The organism is Sphingobacterium sp. R2, assembly GCF_040760075.1.
Classification (GTDB): domain Bacteria; phylum Bacteroidota; class Bacteroidia; order Sphingobacteriales; family Sphingobacteriaceae; genus Sphingobacterium.
The window spans coordinates 3,196,763-3,217,360 of record NZ_CP142884.1; the positions used below are offsets into that span (position 1 = coordinate 3,196,763).

The window sequence follows — 20,598 nt, forward strand, 5'->3', positions numbered from 1 at the left end:
AAAAATGAGCGATATGATTTCAATTTTAGGCGTAACTCGAAAAAATCGCTTTTCACCCAATCATGTGGGAAATGACGCCGCTATATTCAATGAAGTAATTTTAAAACTGAACGAAAAAGGTACTTCGGTCGAAATTTGTAATGAAGATGAATTTTTGTCTTTGTCAACCATAAAGCAAGACAATATCTTAACGATGGGCAGAACAAAGACTTTAGTCAAAAAGTTGCAATCGCTTCAAAGCAACGGTACCTCTGTTTTGAATTCGGGTTTTGGGATTGAAAATTGCTATCGTAAGAATATGACACTTAAACTTTTGGAAGGCGGAGTTCCTTATCCCAAAAGCATTGTGATATCTACTGTAGCAGACATTCAATCTATTTTTGAGAAATTGAAAGGGAAGGGAGTATGGATTAAGCGTGGCGATTTTCATGCTATTCATAAAGAAGACGTTACGTTTGCCGCAAGTCTCAAGGAAGCGCAACATATCTTGAATGAATATGCGCTACGTGGAATTAAAGAAGCTGTAATTTCTGAACATCTTGCCGGAGACTTATTGAAGTTTTATGCTGTACGGGGAACGGCGTTCTTTTATTATTTCTACCCCTATGAACACAATCATCATAAATATGATTTGTACGAGCAAATTAATGATGAGGTGGTACATTTTCCTTTTGACCTAGACAATTTAAAACAAGTCGCTAATCGTGCTGCTGAAGTCCTTGATGTACATATCTACGGCGGCGATGTGATTATTGATGCCAATGGAGATTTCCATATTATAGATTTAAATGACTGGCCAAGTTTTGCACCATGCCGGGCCGAGGCGGCTGAGGCTATTGCTCAAATGGTTTACCATAAATTTACTGAAAAGAACCACAATGCAGAAAGAACAAGTTAATGTAATCGAAGACGCAAATTTGAGTGCATTCGAACAATCTTTAAAATCTAATGATACAGAAGAGCGAATTGACATCTGGTTTTATCGACCTATTGGTTATCGCATCGCAAAAGTATGTGCTAAAATAGGTGTTACGCCGAATGCAGTGACGATTATCAGTATTTTCTTTGGCGTTGCTGCGGGTATTTTATTCTATTACCCAGCACTGTGGATCAATGTAATTGGTATGCTTTTATTGGTTTTTGCCAATTCTTTAGACAGTGCCGATGGGCAGCTGGCAAGAATGACAGATAACAAAAGTCGTTTTGGCCGCATCTTGGATGGTTTTGCCGGCGATTTTTGGTTTGCTTCCATTCATATAGCAATCTGCTTGCGCAGTATCAATGAGGGATGGTCACAATGGTTATGGGTCTTTTGTGTGCTTGCCGGTGTATCGCATATGATTCAGTCAGCAATGGCCGATTATTACCGCAATGTTCACCTGTATTTTATAAAAGGTAAAGCCGGAAGTGAGCTGGACAATACCCGTGATTTAAAAGCGGACTATGAAGCCTTGTCTTGGCGTAAGAATTTCTTTAGCAAATTTGTCTTGAATGGCTATATGGGCTATACGCGAAACCAAGAAAAGCTTTCTCCGAAGTTGCAAAAACTATTGCGTATTGTGAAGAGTCGCTATAAAGATGAACTGCCACAGCAGTTGATGTTAGATTTTAGAGCGCAGAATAAGCCATTGATGAAATATACCAATATTGTTCAGTTCAACACCAGAGTGATCTTCCTATTTGTTTGGTTGTTTATTGGTCAGCCTTGGATTTATTTTTTCTTTGATATGTTTGTCTTAAATCCAATATTAATCTATATGTGTAACCGACAGGAGAAAGTAAGTGGTTATTTTGTGGATAAATTAACAAATGATCCAACCTATGGGGAGTAAGATCTATAAAGTACTCTTTATGCTGATTGGTATAGGTACACTTGCCTATATGATTCAGGCAATGGGCATTGATGAGATTTGGAACAACCTTGAAAAAATCGGATGGTGGTTTTTGCCTGTACTTGGCAGTTGGGCAGTACTCTACTGGATGAATGCCATGGCATTCAAGGCAATTATTGAAGAGCCCGAATTACCTCAGACGGATGTGCCTTTTTGGAAAGTGTTACAACTGACGATATCGGGTTATGCAATAAATTATATTACGCCATTTGTTGCTTTAGGAGGAGAACCCTATCGTATTATTGAACTCAAAAAATATGTTGGAGGCTCGAAGGCTGGTTCTTCGGTACTGTTGTACGGTGTCATGCATATCTTGTCCCATATTTTATTTTGGGTAGCTTCTGTTTTCCTTATCCTTTGGTTTGTACCGGCCAGTACGATGGTAAACGCGGCCTGTGCTGCGATTTTTGTAATGGCAATTATTTGTACTTGGCTATTTACAAAATTTTATAAGAAGGGAATTACAGTTTCGCTTTTGAAAGCATTGTCTAAATTACCTTTGGTAGGTAAAAAAGTCAATCATTTGTTAGAAACGAAGTATGAAACCTTAAATGATGTGGATCAGCAGGTGAAAAATCTTTTTCAAAATCGGCGCGACCGTTTCTACAAAGCTCTTTTCTGGGAGTTTGTAGCTCGGGTAGTGGGCTGTTTTGAGATTTATTTCATCGGTTTAGCCTTAGATATCAATATTGATTTTGTTGATGCCATGATCATCAGCTCAGGTTCATCATTATTTGCTAATCTTGTGTTTTTCTTTCCCATGCAATTGGGGACTCGGGAGGGAGGTTTAGCCATGGCTGTCATGAGTATAGGATTACCTGCTAAAGTCGGCATTTTTATGGGCGTTGTAACGAGAATTAGAGAAATTGTATGGATTATGATCGGCTTGGGCTGGATGAGTTTAGTAAAAAAGAAATAAATGAATAAGTTTAACATGAAGGGGATTATTTTTGATTATGGTGGAACCTTGGATACAAATGGTGGTCATTGGGGAGCCGTTATCTGGTCGGGTTATGAAAAATACGAGGTTCCTGTAAATTTGAACGCTTTTCAGGAAGCCTATAGTTACGCAGAACGTCAAATGGCTTTACAACCGATTATTAAGCCTGACTTTGATTTTTTAGCGGTATTGAAGGCAAAGCTCAATGTACAATTTGAATACCTTATTGCTGCAGGGTACGAACTAGATAAAACATTAGCTGATAAAATAGCATTTGATGGCTATTCCCTCGCGAAGAATACAGTTGATCAGGTGAAGCCGCTTCTAAATTCACTGCATGAAAAATATCCGATTGTGATGGTTTCCAACTTTTATGGCAATCTGAAATCTGTGCTTGCCGATTTTGGTATTTTACCTTATTTTCAGTCGGTTGTGGAATCTGCCGTTGTCGGTGTACGCAAACCTGATCCTGCAATTTATGCATTAGGTGTCGACAAATTAGGACTTCCTGCACAAGAAATCGTTGTCGTAGGCGACTCGTATAGTAAGGATATGGTCCCTGCTAAAGCTGTTGGATGCCAAACCTTATGGCTGAAGGGGCAGACGTGGGGCGAAGACAAATTGCAGGATACTTCGGCTGCAGATCAGCAGTTTACAAGTATCTTTGATTTAATGGACTTTGTTTAAATAGAGGTTCTGACGAAATTCTTTAGGCGAGATACCCACATTTCGCTTAAAGAATTTGCCGAAAAAAGACGGATCCGAGAAGTGTAATTTCATTGCAATTTCACGCATCGTAAGCCCTTGGCAGAGTAAAGACTTTGCTTCTTCCACCAAGACATTCTGAATAAGTTCCATTGCTGATTTTCCTGTAAGCTCCTTTGTAATTACCGAGAGTTGCTTCGCCGTGATACCGAGTTGCACGGCATAAAATTTTACCATGTGTTCTTTATGAAATGACTTTTTGAGCAGCAAGTAAAAATTTGCCAGTATTTCTCGTTTCCGTGAAGGGATAGCAGATGTATTTCGTAGGTTTTGACTTCCTAATCGCGCAATTTCACAAAATAATATTTCTGTTAAAGACTTTACAATCTGACTTTTGAATAGGTAGTTCGACGCTTGCCGATCGTAGTGAATAAACTGCTTAAATAAATTAGACAGGTTAGTCGCATCTTGACTGGATAGCGACCAGATGTAACTATCGTTGATAGCCAGCGATTTTTTGGTTACATCAAAAAAATCCTGCTGAAAGTCCAATTTGAAGGTGAAATCCAATGTGAAGAAAAGCAAATACACTTCGCAGTCCCACGATTTGGCTACAGAAGAGCTATTGACTCTCGATGATGGACTGGTTAACAATAAGTGATTTTGTGCTACCTGTATGCGCTCATTATTGATGATAAAAGACGTTTCGCCCCTTTTTATTAAACAGAGCGAATAGAGTTCACCCTTTTTTAGGATGTGCTGCTGCTCGGAACTGAAGACAGGTTTTGATTTATTGCCTTTAAAATGAAAAACATAAAAGCCCTTATTTTCGAATGGTATTTCCTTTACAGTCATGTTTACTTCACGATAAAATCAAAATAAGTTTTACGATAAGGTTCATTTTGCAACGTATAGTGCCACCATTCTTTATCGTAAGCTTTAAACCCAAATTTAGCCATCGCTTCTTTTAGAATTTTTCTATTTTCTTTTTGTGTTGCCGTCAGATTTGCATATTGATGGTGTGACACAGCTCCGAAAAAATCGAACGGCCCGCCCATGTCAATTTCTTTGTTGTCTTTCAGGCTAATGATCGTAAGATCTACTGTACTGCCACGGCTATGGCCTGATTTGGAAGCGATAAACCCTAGGCTGAACAAATTCTTCTTATCGAGATGTGGATAAAACTCTTTTTTTGCAATGGTGTCGTCAGTTTTTAATGACCAAGACTTGAAGTTGTCAACAGCGCGCTGCGGACGGTAGGCATCAAATATTTTCAAGCCCAAACCTTTTTTATTTAAATGGTTTTCCACCTGCTGCAGTGCGATGGCTGCCCGCTTAGTTAAAATCGCAACAGGCTTTGCATAACCCCGTATTGGTCTTCCTGTAAAGTTGTGACTGCCGAAATAACGCATTTCCAAGCTAATCTTAGGAATGATGTCCGTGACATATACAAAATCCGATGGTATGCTTTTTTCCTGTGCACAGATAAATGAACTTAAAAAGCTTAAACCAAGTGCAAGACACAAGTTGATTTTCATGGAATGAAGATACAACTTGCGCTTGAATTAATATAATAAAACGTTGATTCTCGTCCGTATTTAAATCATCCGCCAATTTCCGTCTATTGTCTTTTAAATAGAAAATGCACCTAATGATCAGCTAATTTCTTTCTCAGGTAATTGTATATTTCAATTTGTGACCGGCATGGCGCCTTGGTATTCTCTACATAATGATTGCTCAGCGAATTGTTTAATATCCGTGCCTTGACATTATCATTAAGCTGAATTTGAAGCATTTCTTTTAAATCCTCCTTTATTTTTTTGTTTGTTATTTTTACGGCTGCTTCAATACGATGATCGAGGTTTCGTGTCATCCAGTCCGCTGACGAAATAAATAGCTGCTCTCGGCCAGCGTTATAAAAATACATCACACGTGCATGTTCTAAATATTCGTCTACTATTGAAATGGCATTCATCTGCAGTTTAAAATTCTTCTGGTTTGTTGCGCAGTAGATTCCCCTAATAATAAGGTCGATTTTAACACCAGCCGTTGCCGCATCGTAGAGCTTTTTAATCATTTCCTTGTCGCTCAGTGAATTTACCTTCACAATAAGGTAAGCTTTTCGCCCAGCTTTGGCTTCTGCAATTTCTTGATCGATATAATGAAGCAGCTCTTTGCGCATATCCGTTGGGCATACCAAAAGGCTTTTACAATTTTTGATAATTTCAGCGGGGTTTGATTTAGGACGTCGAAGGTAATTGAAAATCTTATTGATATCGGCAATCACATCTCTGTTACTCGTTAACAGGCAATAGTCTCCATATAATTTTGCTGTTTTTTCATTGATATTTCCTGTACTGACAAAACCATATTGGATTGTTTTCATGCCAGCACGTTTTTTTATAACACATAGTTTTGCATGTACTTTTTTATTTGGGATACCAGTCAATACTTTAATGCCCTCCAATTCGAGCTTTTCCTTCCAGTCCAGGTTATTTTCCTCATCAAATCTTGCACGGAGTTCGAGCATCACCGTGACTTCTTTTCCATTGCGAGCGGCATTGATCAAGGCATTTGCAATTTTTGAACTTGAAGCTAAGCGGTATGCTGTAATCTGTATGGTCTTCACATCCGGATCCATCGCTGCCTCGCGGAGAAGATCAATAATCGGTCTAAACTCATGATAAGGAAAGGAGAGTAGCACATCCCTTTTTAGTACAGTATCCGTTACACGCTCGTAATTTTGAAAACTAGGATGCGGAAAAGACGTTCTCTCCAATGGTTGATTGTAGGACTTAAATACATTTGGAAAGTCCATAAAGTGTTTAAAGTTGTGTATTTTCTGCCCTGGAATAATACTATCTTTTTTGGATAAGTTAAGTTTTTTGATCAAGAATTCCACCAACTTCGTGTTCATTTCTTGGTCGAATACAAAGCGTGTCGGTTTGCCTTTTCTTCTATTTTTTACCCCTTTGCTAATTTTCTCAACAAGGCTTGTATTGATGTCGTTATCAATGTCAAATTCGGCGTCTTTCGTTACTTTAAAGACATGAGCATGGAATACATCGAAACCAAAATAGGAAAATATCAATGGCAGATTAAACTTGATCACATCCTCCAAAAGTATAATGTGCTTTTCATCCTTTGGTGACGGTAACTGTACGAAGCGCCCATTTGAACTTGTAGGAATCTCAATGAGAGCAAATTTCGTTTCATATTGCCATTCCCTTTTCCCCATAGCAATACCCAAATAAAGACTCTTGTCGCGAATATAGGGCATTGGTCGTACGTCATCTAATATTAAGGGGATAACGTTCGATTCGACGTCATCCTGATAATAGTCACTGACAAATTTTTGCTGTTCGACATTCAGTTCTTCGCTGGTTTTAATATAGACATGTTGTTTGGCCATATCTTTTTGGATACGGTTCCAGGTACTGTCAAATTTCTTTTGCTGTTTGATCACCCTGATATTGAGTTCTTCGAGAATGAGCTGTGGGTCTTCATAAAATGACTGGTTGGCACTTTTGTCTTTTAGGTCTATAGCTCGCTTTAGTCCTGCAACACGTACACGGAAAAATTCATCAAGGTTATTTGAAAATATACCTAAAAATTTGATTCTTAGGGGTAAAGGAACCGTTTCGTCCGCAGCTTCCTGGAGCACTCTTCCATTAAAGCTCAACCAACTAACATCTCTAGGAATAAATTTCTTCGCCATAACTAAATATACGTAAATTTAAAAAGCAAAACTATAGCTCTATCGGGTATAATCGAACTTTTTTGTGTTAACGAATTATTAAGTTATTCCAAAAAATATCCCCGAAGGTTTATAAAAACTTCGGGGATATTTCTTTCCGTTTGGCAAGGTCTAGTCCTTTTTTCCGTATTTCTTTGAGATTTGAATTGCTTTGAATTTTGTGGTGTCGAAATGCGGTGTATCGATCGATAGACTTGTTGGATAAGGAGCCGTTCGATCGAAGAAGTACACGGTTGTTATACTTCCATAGTCATTAACAGGCATGAGCTCAAGACAGCCTGTATAATCTGCATTTAAAATGTCACCCACGGTCACAGCATAGATACGGATGATACCACCTTTATTTTGTTCATTTCTGACAAACGCAACTTCCTTAAACCCCCCTGGTAAATCTTCAATACTTTTTTGATTGAAGCTATCTTTTAAAATAAATCCCAACAGCACCAAAATTGGTATGGCCAGCAGCCATAACCTTTTATTCTTCTTCATTAAAATACACTTAAATTGTAATTGTTATGCCTAATAATTTGTAAAACTCTTTCAAAATTGCCTGATGTCCTGGCCAAGCGGGAGAAGTGACCAAATTTCCATCCACGACTGCTTGATCTGCAGGGATATTTTTCCACGTACCACCAGCCAATTCGATATCCGGACCTACAGCAACATAGGCGGTGAGCGTACGTCCTTCAAGAACCTTTGCTGCCGTCAGCACTTGAATACCATGACATATTGCCGCGACAGGTTTATTATGTTCAAAGAAGTGTCTTGTAATCTCCAAAACACGTTTGTTAAGGCGTATATATTCTGCCGATCGGCCACCAGCAATATATAAACCATCATAATCTTCAACATTTACCTGATCGAAATCCGTATTGATAGCGAAATTATGTCCGCGCAATTCTTTATAGGTCTGGTCGCCCGTAAAATCATGGACTGCTGTTGGCACTACATCACCGCTTTTTCGGTCTGGTGCAATTGCATCTACAGTTATTCCTATGGAACCCATTGCCTGAAATGGAACCATCGCTTCGTAATCTTCTACAAAGTCTCCTACTAGTAATAATATTTTTTTTGCCATATCAAAAAACCTCTTTTAATAGGTTTTCAATTTACATATTAAAAGAGGTTTTCACAATGATTATTTGTTAATCTTTTGTCAACCTTGTATCGCTAATTTTTCCGCAAGAATACGTTTTGTCTTTCTTACTTTAGCCTCTAATTGACTTCTTAAGGTCGGATCTATAATCCCTTTACCTTCTTCAAAATTTTTGTGAAATTCAGGAAGAGAGAATGAATCTAATATATCCGCACCATCCCAGGTAATTCGGTTGACAGCAGTGTTCAATACAGTTGCACCACCCATTGGACCTGGTGCCGTAGCTAACAAGAAAACAGGTTTGCCGTTGAATAATTTACGATTGGGAATACGCGAAACCCAGTCAACAATATTTTTGTAGGCTGAAGTATACGAACCATTATGTTCAGCCAAAGAAATCAAAAGAAAATCTGCCGCATCCATTTTTGCGGCAAAGTCATAAGCCAATTGCGGAATGCCTAGCTCCGCTTCTCTATCGTAAGAATAGATAGGCATTTCAAAATGGTTTAGGTCGAGCAATTCGATGGTATCTTCTGCTTCTTTGTAGTATTTCGACGTACTTGTGACGAACATTTTATTGATAGAATTTTTATTGCTTGTGCCTGCAAATGCTAATATTTTCATCGTTATATTATTAATTTAATCTTTATTCCTTTTATTTACAGTCTTTCTTACTTTAAAAGATGGTCAAACATACAATATAATCGTTAAAAAAAAGTCAATCAAATGTCTTTGTGGGATACGGAAGTGTATTTATTGATGTACATCAATAAAATTGAAACGTTCATACATACCAAGAATGCCTGTTAATCCGCCGGTATGCACCACAAGTATTTTGTCTGCTGGAGTGAAGTAATCATTTTTTATCAGATCATCCACGGCATAGAGCAATTTGCCGGTATATGTAGGCTCAATCAGTATCCCAGTAGTTGTTACAAAATTTTGAACAAAAGACAATAAGTCGGCAGTTGCTTTTGCATAGCCTCCAAAATGGTAATTAAGATGTAAAATAGGAGCAGTTATGTTGGGGTAAAGTTGATCGACTTCCGCTTGAATAAAGCCTCCATTCTTTAAAACAGGTATACCATGCACACGCGTCAATGCATCCCGTTTATCTATGGCGTTGGCTATTCCCGCCAATGTTGTGCCGGTACCACAAGCGGTAAAAATATGCTGGTATTCTTGTTGGAGTTCATCGACCAGTTCGGCGCAACCTTTAGCTCCGAGCGTACCGTAACCGCCTTCATGTATATAGAATGTCGTTGGATCCTGACCAAAATAACGCTCGTATAAATTTTCTTTATTTCGGTATGATTCGCGGTCGACGTAAATAAGCTGCATGCCAAACAGTCGGCACATGGCTAAAACTGGGTTGTTGACGCCTTCTTCCCCTCTGACAAATGCGGTTGTTCTAAACTTAAAGCTTGCTCCGGCGCAGGCTGTAGCTAAAAGATGATTGCTCCAGGCACCTCCAAATGTAACAAGATGATTCTTCTGAAGCCGTATTGCTTCCGCTAGATTGTATTTTAATTTACGCCATTTATTCCCTGAAATAAAAGGATGTATGAAGTCATCCCGCTTAAGCGTTACTTTTACATGCTTCTTCTCCCAAGCAGGGAGATGCAATTCAGTTTCGGGACTGTGGATTTTGAACGGCAACATAACATTAAATGAAAACAAATTTAACGAAAATTGTTTCATTTGGTTTATTTTTGTAGGATGACAGAACAAATTGGATTGCAAGATCAGGAAGAACAAGAATTATTTGAACATCTACGGATAGAGGTGGACAAGGGGCAGGCATTACTCCGCATTGATAAATATCTGATGAACAGAGTGGAAAATGCTACGCGGAGTAAAATTCAGCATGCGATAGAAGCAGGTTCTGTCATGGTCAACGGTAAGGAAATTAAGGCGAGCTATAAAGTCAGACCTAGTGATGTAATTACATTGGTGTTGCCTGATCCCCCGCGTGATAATGAAGTCTATCCAGAAAATATTCCTTTGGATATCAAATATGAAGATGATGACGTTCTGATTGTGAACAAAGAGGCTGGAATGGTTGTACATCCAGGATATAATAATTATACAGGAACTTTGGTGAATGCGCTCACCTATCATATTCAGCAGCTGCCACAGCTACCGGGAAATTCTGATCGTCCGGGATTAGTACACCGAATTGATAAAGATACATCTGGGTTATTGGTTATCGCCAAAAATGAAAAGTCCATGGCCTTTTTGGCGAAACAGTTTTTCGACCACAGCATTACACGCAAGTATATCGCCATGGTATGGGGTGATTTAAAAGAAGACGGAACGATAACAGGTTATATTGGACGTCATCTTAAGGACAGACGCATCATGGCGATGTATGATAGTGAAGAGAAGGGGCGTTGGTCGGTAACACACTATAAAGTTTTGGAGCGCTTAGGTTATGTCACTTTAATCGAATGCCAGCTAGAAACGGGAAGAACACATCAGATCCGTACGCATATGCAGTCTATCGGGCATCCGCTATTTAACGATGCTATGTATGGCGGAGACAAGATTTTAAAAGGTACCGTGTTTTCAAAGTATAAGCAGTTTGTTGATAACTGTTTTTCTTTGCTGCCTCGTCAAGCACTGCATGCGCAAGTACTGGGATTCATTCATCCTACCACAAAAGAAAAAATGTACTTTGAAGTACCATACCCTGAAGATTTTCGTTTAGCTTTAGAAAAATGGCGCGGATACGCAGCAAATTCAATGGCTGTAGAAAATGGTTAAAATTTAGAACAAAATTAAGATGCCAACAAACTATATTAATTTCAATGGCAATGTAGTGCCGGAAAATCAGGAAATATTTAGCATTGAGAATAGAGGTTTTCGTTACGGGGATGGGTTGTTCGAAACCATGCTCTATAAGGATGGTGATATCCGTTTTCTAAATTTTCATGTCGAACGTTTACAGAAAGGCATGGAATTGATTCATCTGGACGATGCAAATCTATTTGACGAATTTTTTATTCGTTCGCGGTCTGAAGAATTAATCCGTAAAAATAATATGTTGGGGCAGCAGGTTCGTATCCGATTGATCGTATTTCGATCAGGTGGCGGTCTGTATAGTCCGACAACTAATAAGCCCGGTTTTGTTTTGCAGGTACAACGGCTAGAACCCAATCTTCGGGATAAGAAGGTGGGGCTGATCGTCGGCTTGTACAATGAATTTAAGAAACCATATAGCGATCTGTCAAAAATCAAGTCTTTAAATGCGCAGATTTATGTTCTGGCCGGTATTTATAAAAAGAAAATGGCGTTTGACGATGTATTGATCCTAAATCAGGAGGGCTATTTATGTGAATCACTGACATCCAATATTTTTGTCTTTTATGAGAAAGTACTTTATACCCCTGCACTGTCCGAAGGATGTATCGAGGGAGTTATGCGTAGGGTAGTCATGGACATGGCTCAAGATGAAGGTATTGAAGTCGTTGAAGCCCAAATAAGCCCCGAGATTATGAAAAGGGCCGATGAGATTTTTTGTACCAATGCTGTACAAGGTGTGCAATGGGTGATGGGGTATAAGCAAAAGCGCTACTTTAATAAAATATCCCGTATTCTGCAGGAAAAACTACTCACTTGGAACTATAATATCAGTGATGAGCAAGACTAGCACGGTAGAGTCATAGTGCCAAGAGAGGCAAGAATTTAGAAAGGGCGGGAATTAATCCTGCCCTTTTGTAGTTATAGATTGCTCAGCCCATTGCTCAAATGCATCCTTGAAGCTATTTAGAAAATCCTTCGTTTCTTCAGATTCAATTTTTCCGTCAGATCCGATACTGGACTCAATATTACCGATATATGCTTCGGGTTGTTGCATTGTCAAAAGATTGACGAATACAAGCGACTGCCGCAGATGATGATTGGCACCAAAACCGCCTAATGCACCAATGGAAGAAGATATTATTGCAGCAGGTTTGCCATCCCAACTGTTCTTACCATACGGTCTTGACCCCACATCGAGTGCATTTTTCAATACAGCAGGAACTGAACGGTTATATTCTGCCGTGATAAAGAGTACAGCGTCCAATGCATTAACCTCTTGACGAAATCTTGTATAGCTAGCCGGCGGAGTGCCTTCATCATCGAAATCCTGATTATACACAGGAAGATCGCTAATATCGATCAGGCTATAGCGAAATTTAGATTCCTCCTGATCAACGATGTACTCCGCAATCTTTTTATTAAAAGAGTTTTTTCTTAAGCTACCAACTAATATACCTACGTTATATGTGCTCATCATATCTGTTGTTAAAGTTTCTATTAACTATTATCTATTATTTGAACAACATAGTATCCAATAATGTTTTCACTTTATTGTGAATAATCAGGTTAGTCAAGGTGTTAATAATGAGTTTTTTATCAATTAGTTAACAAAAATTAACATTTTGATATTAATCTTTTGCATGCAGTTTGTTGTCGTATTGTAAAGAAGAAATTACAAACTAAGGGAGGAGTTACTTATGAAAAAATTGCTTTATGCAGCTGCTGTCATTGCAGGCCTTTTTATGGTGAATGCTGCACAGGCGCAAGTCAGTATTCGCGTCAACATCGGAAGTCAGCCTAGTTGGGGCCCAGTTGGTTATGATTATGCCAGATATTATTATATTCCAGAGTATAATATGTATTACGATGTGCCCGCGAGATGTTATGTTTATTACGACCATGGCGGCTGGGTAAGGAGAGCTAACCTTCCAAGAAGATATAGACATTATGATTTTTACCGAGTGCACAAGGTGGTTATTAATGACCGTACACCGTGGCATCATCACGACCGGTATAGAAGTCGTTACGGGGGATACCGCGGAAGACAGGTGGCAATTCGCGACAGCCGTCACGGCGGTGGGTATTCATTTGCCAGCGAGCGCCGCAAGGTAAGCCGTGGACATTCATGGAACGAAGGTCGTCGACAAGATAGAGGACATGGTCATCATGGACGCGGTATTGGGCATGGACCTGGAAAGCACAGGCACTAATTCGTTACATTGAAATACGATCGTTTAATTGAGTACGTCGTTCAATTGAAGTATAAAGAAGAATCTATAAGGCCATAGATTCTTCTTTTTTTTACTCCTAAATAAATTAAAAAACAGAATACCTTGATTCGTAAAAATTATCTTATTTTTGCGCTACAATAAATCTATCGGAGCTGCATGTCGTGTCTACCATAGGTTTGTGAAACAATAGCAATGTGTAAGTTAATTTTTGTAATGAGAAAAGGGATTCGTTTCGGTGCGGTATGGGTAGGGATTGTTAGTTTAGGGTTATATGCCTGTAATCAAGGTGGGGAAAGCAAGGTTAAAAATGGTGGTACTCCGGATGATTCCATCCCGGCCGTAAAAGATAGTTTAGTTACAGTGCAGGACTCGGTCAGTAGCGTAGATTCTTTACAAAAAGACACCCTGAATAAAATAGAGGAAGGTCAGCGCTTTAAAAGCGCCAAGGATACAACTGTATTATTGACCGATACTGTTTCTCCGCGTTATATATATCTTACTTTTGACGATGGGCCTCTGAATGGAAGTCAGTATCTTGATTCCATTGCAACTGCAAAAGGTATTAAAATCAATACTTTTCTGATCGGTCATCATGATAAAATGAGTAAGAAGTTGCACAGCTATACCGAACGTTACAAGCGTAATCCTTTAGTTGATTGTTATAACCATAGCTTTTGGCACGCACATGACAAGTATACTGTATTTTATTCCAATCCGCAGGCTGCTTTTGAGGATTTTGAACTTGCTGAGCAATCCTTGGGGCTCGAGCATAAAATCGTGCGATTGCCAGGAAGGAATATCTGGTATATCGGAGACCGTAAGAAAGTTGATTTAAAAACAGGGGGGTCGACAGCCGAATTACTACATCAGAATGGTTATAAGGTCATTGGTTGGGATTGTGAATGGAAAATTAATGGTGTGACGGGAAAGCCAGACCTGTCCGTAAATCAATTATATACCCAAATGAAGAATCTACTTCGTAAAGGAACGTCGTATACGAAAAACAATGTGGTACTGTTGACACATGATAATATGTACCAGACTAAAAAAGGGCAGCGACTTTTATCAGATTTAATCGATAGCCTAAAACAACATCCAAACTATCACTTTGAGTTTGTGCGGAATTATCCCAGATGATGAAAATAGTTAAAAAATAAGAAGGCTTAAAAAGAGCGGGTTACTCCACTCTTTTTAAGCCTTTCGCTTTTGAAAGTGGCGATACTTAGTTTTGCTTACGGAGATATTTGGTTAAAATAACGATCGTCTGACCTTCAATCTTTCCTTCAATCTGCTCGATATTGTTGGCTACCAGTCTGATATTCTTCACAACTGTACCTAACGTGGCTTTGAGAGAAGAGCCCTTTACGTCGAGTGTTTTTGTTAATACAACCGTGTCACCTTCAAAGAGTCTTTGACCAATGCTATCTTCATGAAAGGAAACATAGCCGTCATTTTCGTGGTCGCCGGTTTTTTTAGCTTCAGCTAACGTTTCGTCATCCAAATATAAAATATCCAATGCTTCCGATGCCCAGCCTTCATTTTTTAAACGGCTTAACATCCGCCAACATACAATTTGTACAGCCGCATTTTCAGACCACATCGCATTTGGAAGAAATTTCCAGTCTTCGGGATTTAATTGTTCTGTTTTATTGAGCTGGTTGACTAATTTTTCTGAAATCAGTAAGGTATTGTCCAAATTTGCCGTTATTTCTGGAGGTAGTGTATAGGCAACTAATGTCAATTCATTGCCCGTTAATTCACATTTTCCACCAGCTCTCGCCTGTAATTGTTCTTCTAACTTCATATCTATTTTTTGAAAGTCCAAACTTAGCCAAATTTGTTCTGACACACAATGACCAATATCACAACTTTACTAATTTTGCCGCCTCTAGTGCTATTTTAATGCATTACTTTGGATGATGAACATCTTTCGATAGCGGTGAATTTATGGACCTAAAAAATGTTGGCCTGCAAAATGCGTTACAATTTTTTTCTTAAAATAAAACCTCTGTATCTAGAATGTTGGTATTGATTTTGTATTAGTCCAGCTTTGGAAACGAATATTAACTATAATTTGGCAATACTATGAAATGGCAAGGTGGAAAACAAAGTGGTAATTTTGAAGACCGCAGGGGGATGTCGGGGGGTGGAAAAATAGCATTAGGAGGAATAGGGGGAATTATTGTTTTAGTCATAGGATTTCTGATGGGAGGAGATCCGACGCAACTCTTACAACAAGCCCAAAATATGGGGGCGCAGACCGAACAGTCGGGGCAGCCGCGTGAGTTAAATCCTGAAGAAAAAAGGCTAACAGAGTTTTCATTGACTGTGCTCCAAAGCACCGAAGATGTCTGGACAAAGCTATTTAAAGAACAAATGCAGAAAAACTATACACCAACAACACTCGTATTTTACGATGGTGGCACGCAAACAGACGGTTGTGGTATGGGACAAGCGTCTTATGGCCCATTCTATTGTCCTGGTGATCAAAAAATTTACCTCGATTTAAGCTTTAGTAAAGAGTTGTCAGATAAATTTGGCGCAAAAGGAGAATTCGCGATGGCTTATGTGATAGCACATGAGGTTGGACATCATATTCAGCAGTTGGTTGGACTGTTACCCCAAACCAATGCAGCACGCGCTAAGCTTAGTGAGCGGGAAAATAATAAAATCTCTGTCATGACCGAACTACAGGCGGACTTTTATGCAGGCGTATGGGCACATTATCTCAACGAGTATACCGATATAAAAATTGATTATAACGATATTATGGATGGCATGAAAGCGGCTGAGGCGGTCGGCGATGATAAGCTGCAAACAGAAGCACAGGGTTATGCTGTACCCGAATCATTCACCCATGGAACATCTGCACAGCGAATGGCCTGGTTTAAAAAAGGATATGATTCTGGGGATATGCGATCGGGTAACACTTTTGAGGACCCAAGCCTGAAATAAGGTTGATTTTAATGCAATAAAAAAACACTTGAGCACAACGTGATCAAGTATTTTTTTTATTTAAGTACCGGCAATCGGGTACAATGCTATCTTATACTCTTTTTTAAATCCTTATTGAACCAGCAAGTTGCAACCCCGTATATCACTTTGGTCAAAGCGGCCCAATATTTCAAAGGATCCATTCGCATGTACTTTCCCTAGATCCTGTGTTGCGATAAACGAACAGGAATAACGATTCGCTAGATCGATAACATTAATTCCTCCAGATTTATTTGAATCAATCAAACTCAGTGGATCATTCGTATCCCGGATCAGTATTTTCATCCATTTTGGTAGCTGAAAAATTCCTTGACCAGAGGAATAGCCCTGAGATAGCAGTTCCGTCATTCCATATTCAGAGTGAATTCCGACCACACCAAACGCTTTTTCAAGAAGCTGATGGATTTCTTCTTTGACCATTTCCTTGCGCTTTCCTTTCATTCCTCCTGTTTCCATAATGATTAATTCTGGAAAATCGAAGGCATATTGTTCGATAAAATCGAGAAGCGCATACGTTACTCCAAAGAGAATCGTCTTCGTCCCCTTATTTTTGAGCTGTACAAGGGTTTTGTATAGCTCTTGATGGTTATACAGAAAGTAATTGCTTTCAGGTTGGTCACTTTGTTCCATAAGATCGTCAACCATATATATCAAAGAAGATCCACTTCTCTCCAAGTAGGATGGGAGAAGCGCGAGTACGGCAATATTGCTCAAAGGGCCGTAGAAATCTTCGAAGATCCCACGAAAGGTACGCTCATAGATATTGAGGTCGGCTACATAATGTTTTGAAGTAATCATTCCCGTTGTACCGGAGCTGGAAAAGACTATTTCAGCCTCCATTCCTTCGGTGATAACCTGCTGGGTTTTGAAAAATTCAATGGGCAGGAAAGGAATCTGCGTATAGTGTTCAATGGGGGCCTTATCCTTTCCCAGGATGCGGATATAGTCCCGATAAATTTTACAATGCTGGCTTTGGAATTGGTAGATCTCTAAACACTGCTGATTAAAATCGTCCTCGGTTTTAATCTCAAAAAAATCCTTCCAATTCGTCATAGCATTTAAAAATTTGATAGACAAAATTAATTAAAATTTAGAAACATTAACAGGTCTTATTGTTTCAGTTTTATCGAAAGCGTAGTGATATTGAATGATAGCATAGCCGATGAGCAGTGTAGGTAATTATTCTTCGGACTAAGCTGCAGTGCACTTATTCAATTGTGTACTATAGGAAAACGCATGTCCTACAAATCGTCTAACAAGCTCAGATCCAATTTTAAAAAAAGCATCTGAGCTTGTTCAATTTTATAGCATACCGCCGTCAACAGGAAGGACCTGACCGGTTACGTATGCCGATAAATCTGATGCTAAGTAAAGACAGGCATTAGCAACATCTTCCGGCTGTCCAGCACGTTTCAACGGAATTCCTGCTTCCCATCCGGCAACAACTTTCGGATCCAATACATCCGTCATTTCCGTCCGTATAAAACCTGGAGCAACCACGTTCGCACGGATATTTCGCGAACCTAATTCTTTTGCGACAGATTTTGTAAATCCGATAATACCTGCTTTTGATGCAGCGTAATTCGCCTGACCAGCATTTCCCTGAACACCCACTACGGAAGACATATTAATAAATGAACCTTTGCGGTTTTTCATCATAATTTTTGAAGCTGCCTTGGTCACGTTAAAGACCGATTTTAGATTGACATTTAAGACATCGTCCCAATTTTCTTCAGTCATACGCATCAATAAGCCGTCTTTTGTGATACCGGCATTGTTTACGACAATATCCAGTCCGCCGAAATCGGCAACAATGGAGTTGACTAATTGTTCTGCTTCTTCAAATTTTGAAGCATCAGAACGATAGCCGATTACTTTCGTACCGAAAGCCTGAAGCTCCTGTTCTAACGCCTGTCCTTTTTCGACAGAAGAAAGATAGGTGAAAGCGACGTTAGCACCATGTTGTGCAAAAACTTCTGCAATTTTCCTTCCGATTCCTTTCGATGCTCCTGTTATTAAAGCGATTTTTCCTTCGAGTATTTTCATCTGTATAAGTTATTTATCTTTAATTATTTACGATACGACATAGAGCCATCGTCCCGACTTCCTGCTGCGTTGCTCATCTCACTCATTATGGAGATCAATACCAAACGTGCTCAATTCCTTCGGCCGCCATCTAGCTATGCCACAACGATTCTTTTTTTTATTTTTTATCGCTGTCGTCTATAGACATTTTGCAAAAATGTTAAAACTATATTATAACACAAAATCTTTCGATAAATAAGGTTTTAAATTAGCAGAACATGATGCCAGCTGCGGATGTTTACAAAGGCGTTGCTTTTTATTTTTCTAGCAAACGGATTTCGTGTTTAGCAGTAAGCGTTTACTCACTTTATATAATTTTAATAAATCCATGGTATTTTTGAATAAGTGCCTCTAAAAAGTACAGTTTTTTGACAAAAGACTTGGACGTTTATCAAAAACTATATTAAATTTGCATCAATCACAAAAACATGAGCAAAAAATCAAATAAAGAAGTTGACGTTGTTCTAATCGGCGCCGGTATTATGAGTGCTACTTTGGGTACTCTAATCAATGAATTAAGCCCAGACGTTAATATTGAAATTCTTGAGCGTTTGGATGTTGTGGCTGCTGAAAGTTCAGACGCTTGGAATAATGCTGGCACGGGTCACTCTGCCTTATGCGAGCTAAATTATACACCCGAACAGAAAGATGGTTCTGTAAAGATTGATAAAGCAGTGAAAATTGCTGAGCAATTTGAGGTATCTAAGCAGTTTTGGTCCTACCTCGTTGATAAAGGCGTCATTACCCAACCTGAAAATTTTATCCGTAGTATTCCACACCTAAGTGCAGTTTTTGGTGAAAAAGATGCTAAATTTCTAAAAACAAGATGGGAAACGTTAACCACCCAAAACTTGTTTAAGGGAATGGAGTATACTGAAGATGCTGAGTTGCTGAAATCATGGATTCCATTGATGATGGAGGGGCGTGATAAAAATGAAAAGATTGCTGCAACGAAAATGGATCTTGGTACAGATGTCAATTTTGGCTCATTGACACGTGATTTGATCACTAATCTTGCAAATAAAGAAAATATATCCATTTCGCTAAACCATGAAGTCATTGACATTGAACGTGAAGATGATGGTCGTTGGGAAGTGGAGGTCAAAGATTTAAAAACAGGAGTAAAGAGAGAAATCAAAGCGAAATTTGTATTTATTGGTGCTGGTGGACACTCCTTGCTGTTGTTGGAAAAATCCGGAATACCAGAAGCAAAAGGCTATGGTGGCTTTCCGGTAGGAGGCCAATGGCTACGTTGTGTGAATGATGAGATTATTAAAGCACATCACGCCAAAGTGTACGGCAAAGCTTCTGTGGGCGCTCCACCGATGTCTGTACCGCACTTAGATACGCGTTATATTGATGGCAAACAAGCTTTGTTATTTGGTCCTTATGCGGGTTTTTCCACAAAATTCCTCAAACAGGGTTCTTATTTCGATCTACCTGCTTCGATCAAGTTGTCGAATATCCGTCCGATGCTATCTGCCGGACTTGATAATTTGCCCTTGACCAAGTATTTGATCACAGAAGTCATGAAATCTCCGAAAGATAAACTGGAGTCATTGAAACAATTTATGCCCACAGCAAAATTGGAGGACTGGGTTATTGAGAAGGCGGGACAACGGGTTCAGGTGATCAAGAAAGATGAAAAGAGAGGTGGGATTTTGGAATTTGGAACAGAGGTCGTCTCTAGTTCAGATGGTTCTATTGCCGCGTTATTGGGTGCTTCTCCTGGCGCTTCTACCTCTGTCGCGATCATGATCAGCTTGCTGAAGAAATGTTTCCCTGAACGTGCTAAATCAGATGAATACAGGAAGAAGTTACGTGAGATGATACCATCACACGGGAAATCATTGAACGACGACGCACAGCTTTGTAAAGAAACACGTATACGCACACACAAAGCGTTGAAATTAATCGCTATCGATTAATCAGGCCCGACCAACAATATACTTGAGGGGTGCTTCGAACGGCTTCTGCCGTTCTAGGCTGAGATTATACCCAATAAAAGCGATTGTTCCTCTTTGTACAATCGCTTTTATATACCTGATCCAGGTAATGCTGGCGTAGGGATTTAATTTCAATAAAAACAGCTG

General features: G+C 39.2%; 21 protein-coding genes and 1 riboswitch. Of the genes, 10 read left to right on the forward strand and 11 right to left on the reverse strand.

The features are described from left to right. Positions 1-13: 13 nt before the first annotated feature. Genes VXM68_RS13170 through VXM68_RS13185 form a run of 4 tightly spaced genes read left to right on the forward strand, consistent with a single transcriptional unit; the run spans position 14 to position 3,519 of the window. A complete protein-coding gene (locus tag VXM68_RS13170; RefSeq protein ID WP_293955303.1) occupies positions 14-898 on the forward strand; it encodes a hypothetical protein in 885 nt (294 codons plus the stop codon). After that, complete coding sequence (locus tag VXM68_RS13175) at positions 879-1,832, forward strand: CDP-alcohol phosphatidyltransferase family protein (protein WP_294184544.1); 954 nt, start codon at positions 879-881, stop codon at positions 1,830-1,832. The genes VXM68_RS13170 and VXM68_RS13175 overlap by 20 nt, the downstream gene beginning before the upstream one ends. Then, positions 1,822-2,811, forward strand: a complete 990-nt coding sequence (locus tag VXM68_RS13180; RefSeq protein ID WP_293955300.1) for a lysylphosphatidylglycerol synthase transmembrane domain-containing protein — start codon at positions 1,822-1,824, stop codon at positions 2,809-2,811. Before VXM68_RS13175 ends, VXM68_RS13180 begins: the two co-directional genes overlap by 11 nt. After that, positions 2,812-3,519, forward strand: coding sequence for an HAD family hydrolase (locus VXM68_RS13185; protein ID WP_294184541.1), 708 nt, complete (start codon positions 2,812-2,814; stop codon positions 3,517-3,519). On the opposite strand, the gene VXM68_RS13190 is transcribed toward VXM68_RS13185, so the two are convergent. The 7 genes from VXM68_RS13190 to VXM68_RS13220 all read right to left on the reverse strand — a co-directional run bounded on the left by VXM68_RS13190 (position 3,502) and on the right by VXM68_RS13220 (position 10,091). Continuing rightward, entirely contained in the window at positions 3,502-4,392 is an 891-nt protein-coding gene (locus VXM68_RS13190) for a helix-turn-helix domain-containing protein (protein ID WP_367208966.1), read from the reverse strand. The two genes, VXM68_RS13185 and VXM68_RS13190, sit on opposite strands and share 18 nt — an antisense overlap. 2 nt (positions 4,393-4,394) lie before the next feature. Further along, a complete protein-coding gene (locus tag VXM68_RS13195) occupies positions 4,395-5,075 on the reverse strand; it encodes a M15 family metallopeptidase (RefSeq protein WP_293955294.1) in 681 nt (226 codons plus the stop codon). A 110-nt stretch (positions 5,076-5,185) separates the two neighbouring features. Next, the gene (gene ppk1 / locus VXM68_RS13200) at positions 5,186-7,255 is read right to left on the reverse strand and encodes a polyphosphate kinase 1 (protein WP_293955292.1); all 2,070 of its coding nucleotides are present in this window, start codon (positions 7,253-7,255) and stop codon (positions 5,186-5,188) included. A gap of 150 nt (positions 7,256-7,405) precedes the next feature. Next, complete coding sequence (locus VXM68_RS13205) at positions 7,406-7,783, reverse strand: hypothetical protein (RefSeq protein ID WP_293955290.1); 378 nt, start codon at positions 7,781-7,783, stop codon at positions 7,406-7,408. A gap of 10 nt (positions 7,784-7,793) precedes the next feature. After that, on the reverse strand, positions 7,794-8,372 hold the full coding sequence (locus VXM68_RS13210; RefSeq protein ID WP_294349177.1) for a DJ-1/PfpI family protein: 579 nt from the start codon (positions 8,370-8,372) through the stop codon (positions 7,794-7,796). A gap of 78 nt (positions 8,373-8,450) precedes the next feature. Next, a complete protein-coding gene (locus VXM68_RS13215; RefSeq protein WP_293955286.1) occupies positions 8,451-9,014 on the reverse strand; it encodes an NADPH-dependent FMN reductase in 564 nt (187 codons plus the stop codon). Between the two features lie 129 nt (positions 9,015-9,143). Then, entirely contained in the window at positions 9,144-10,091 is a 948-nt protein-coding gene (locus tag VXM68_RS13220) for a 1-aminocyclopropane-1-carboxylate deaminase/D-cysteine desulfhydrase (protein WP_293955284.1), read from the reverse strand. 18 nt (positions 10,092-10,109) lie between these two features. Here VXM68_RS13220 and VXM68_RS13225 point away from each other — a divergent pair, with 18 nt between their 5' ends. After that, positions 10,110-11,156 carry an RluA family pseudouridine synthase gene (locus tag VXM68_RS13225; RefSeq protein WP_293955282.1) on the forward strand — a complete coding sequence of 349 codons (1,047 nt, stop codon included), beginning with the start codon at positions 10,110-10,112 and terminating at the stop codon, positions 11,154-11,156. A gap of 19 nt (positions 11,157-11,175) precedes the next feature. Further along, positions 11,176-12,042 carry an aminotransferase class IV gene (locus VXM68_RS13230; protein ID WP_293955280.1) on the forward strand — a complete coding sequence of 289 codons (867 nt, stop codon included), beginning with the start codon at positions 11,176-11,178 and terminating at the stop codon, positions 12,040-12,042. A 51-nt stretch (positions 12,043-12,093) separates the two neighbouring features. Here the strand turns inward: VXM68_RS13230 and VXM68_RS13235 are convergent, their stop codons facing one another. After that, positions 12,094-12,672 carry an NADPH-dependent FMN reductase gene (locus tag VXM68_RS13235; RefSeq protein WP_294349181.1) on the reverse strand — a complete coding sequence of 193 codons (579 nt, stop codon included), beginning with the start codon at positions 12,670-12,672 and terminating at the stop codon, positions 12,094-12,096. 391 nt (positions 12,673-13,063) lie between these two features. Between VXM68_RS13235 and VXM68_RS13240 the strand changes: the two genes are divergently transcribed. After that, positions 13,064-13,405, forward strand: coding sequence for a hypothetical protein (locus VXM68_RS13240; RefSeq protein WP_367208967.1), 342 nt, complete (start codon positions 13,064-13,066; stop codon positions 13,403-13,405). A 234-nt stretch (positions 13,406-13,639) separates the two neighbouring features. Then, positions 13,640-14,563, forward strand: coding sequence for a polysaccharide deacetylase family protein (locus VXM68_RS13245; RefSeq protein ID WP_294184530.1), 924 nt, complete (start codon positions 13,640-13,642; stop codon positions 14,561-14,563). A gap of 85 nt (positions 14,564-14,648) precedes the next feature. Here VXM68_RS13245 and VXM68_RS13250 read toward each other — a convergent pair whose 3' ends face one another. Further along, positions 14,649-15,230 carry an alkylphosphonate utilization protein gene (locus VXM68_RS13250; RefSeq protein WP_293955272.1) on the reverse strand — a complete coding sequence of 194 codons (582 nt, stop codon included), beginning with the start codon at positions 15,228-15,230 and terminating at the stop codon, positions 14,649-14,651. A 281-nt stretch (positions 15,231-15,511) separates the two neighbouring features. Here VXM68_RS13250 and VXM68_RS13255 point away from each other — a divergent pair, with 281 nt between their 5' ends. Then, complete coding sequence (locus VXM68_RS13255; protein ID WP_293955270.1) at positions 15,512-16,381, forward strand: neutral zinc metallopeptidase; 870 nt, start codon at positions 15,512-15,514, stop codon at positions 16,379-16,381. 111 nt (positions 16,382-16,492) lie between these two features. Here the strand turns inward: VXM68_RS13255 and VXM68_RS13260 are convergent, their stop codons facing one another. Both VXM68_RS13260 and fabG read right to left on the reverse strand, forming a co-directional pair. Further along, on the reverse strand, positions 16,493-17,473 hold the full coding sequence (locus tag VXM68_RS13260) for an acyl transferase (RefSeq protein ID WP_293955269.1): 981 nt from the start codon (positions 17,471-17,473) through the stop codon (positions 16,493-16,495). Positions 17,474-17,722: 249 nt separating this feature from the next. After that, positions 17,723-18,466, reverse strand: a complete 744-nt coding sequence (gene fabG, locus VXM68_RS13265) for a 3-oxoacyl-[acyl-carrier-protein] reductase (RefSeq protein ID WP_293955267.1) — start codon at positions 18,464-18,466, stop codon at positions 17,723-17,725. Positions 18,467-18,933: 467 nt separating this feature from the next. Here fabG and VXM68_RS13270 point away from each other — a divergent pair, with 467 nt between their 5' ends. Beyond that, entirely contained in the window at positions 18,934-20,433 is a 1,500-nt protein-coding gene (locus VXM68_RS13270) for a malate:quinone oxidoreductase (protein ID WP_293955265.1), read from the forward strand. 15 nt (positions 20,434-20,448) lie between these two features. After that, positions 20,449-20,593: riboswitch (TPP riboswitch) on the forward strand. Positions 20,594-20,598: the final 5 nt, after the last annotated feature.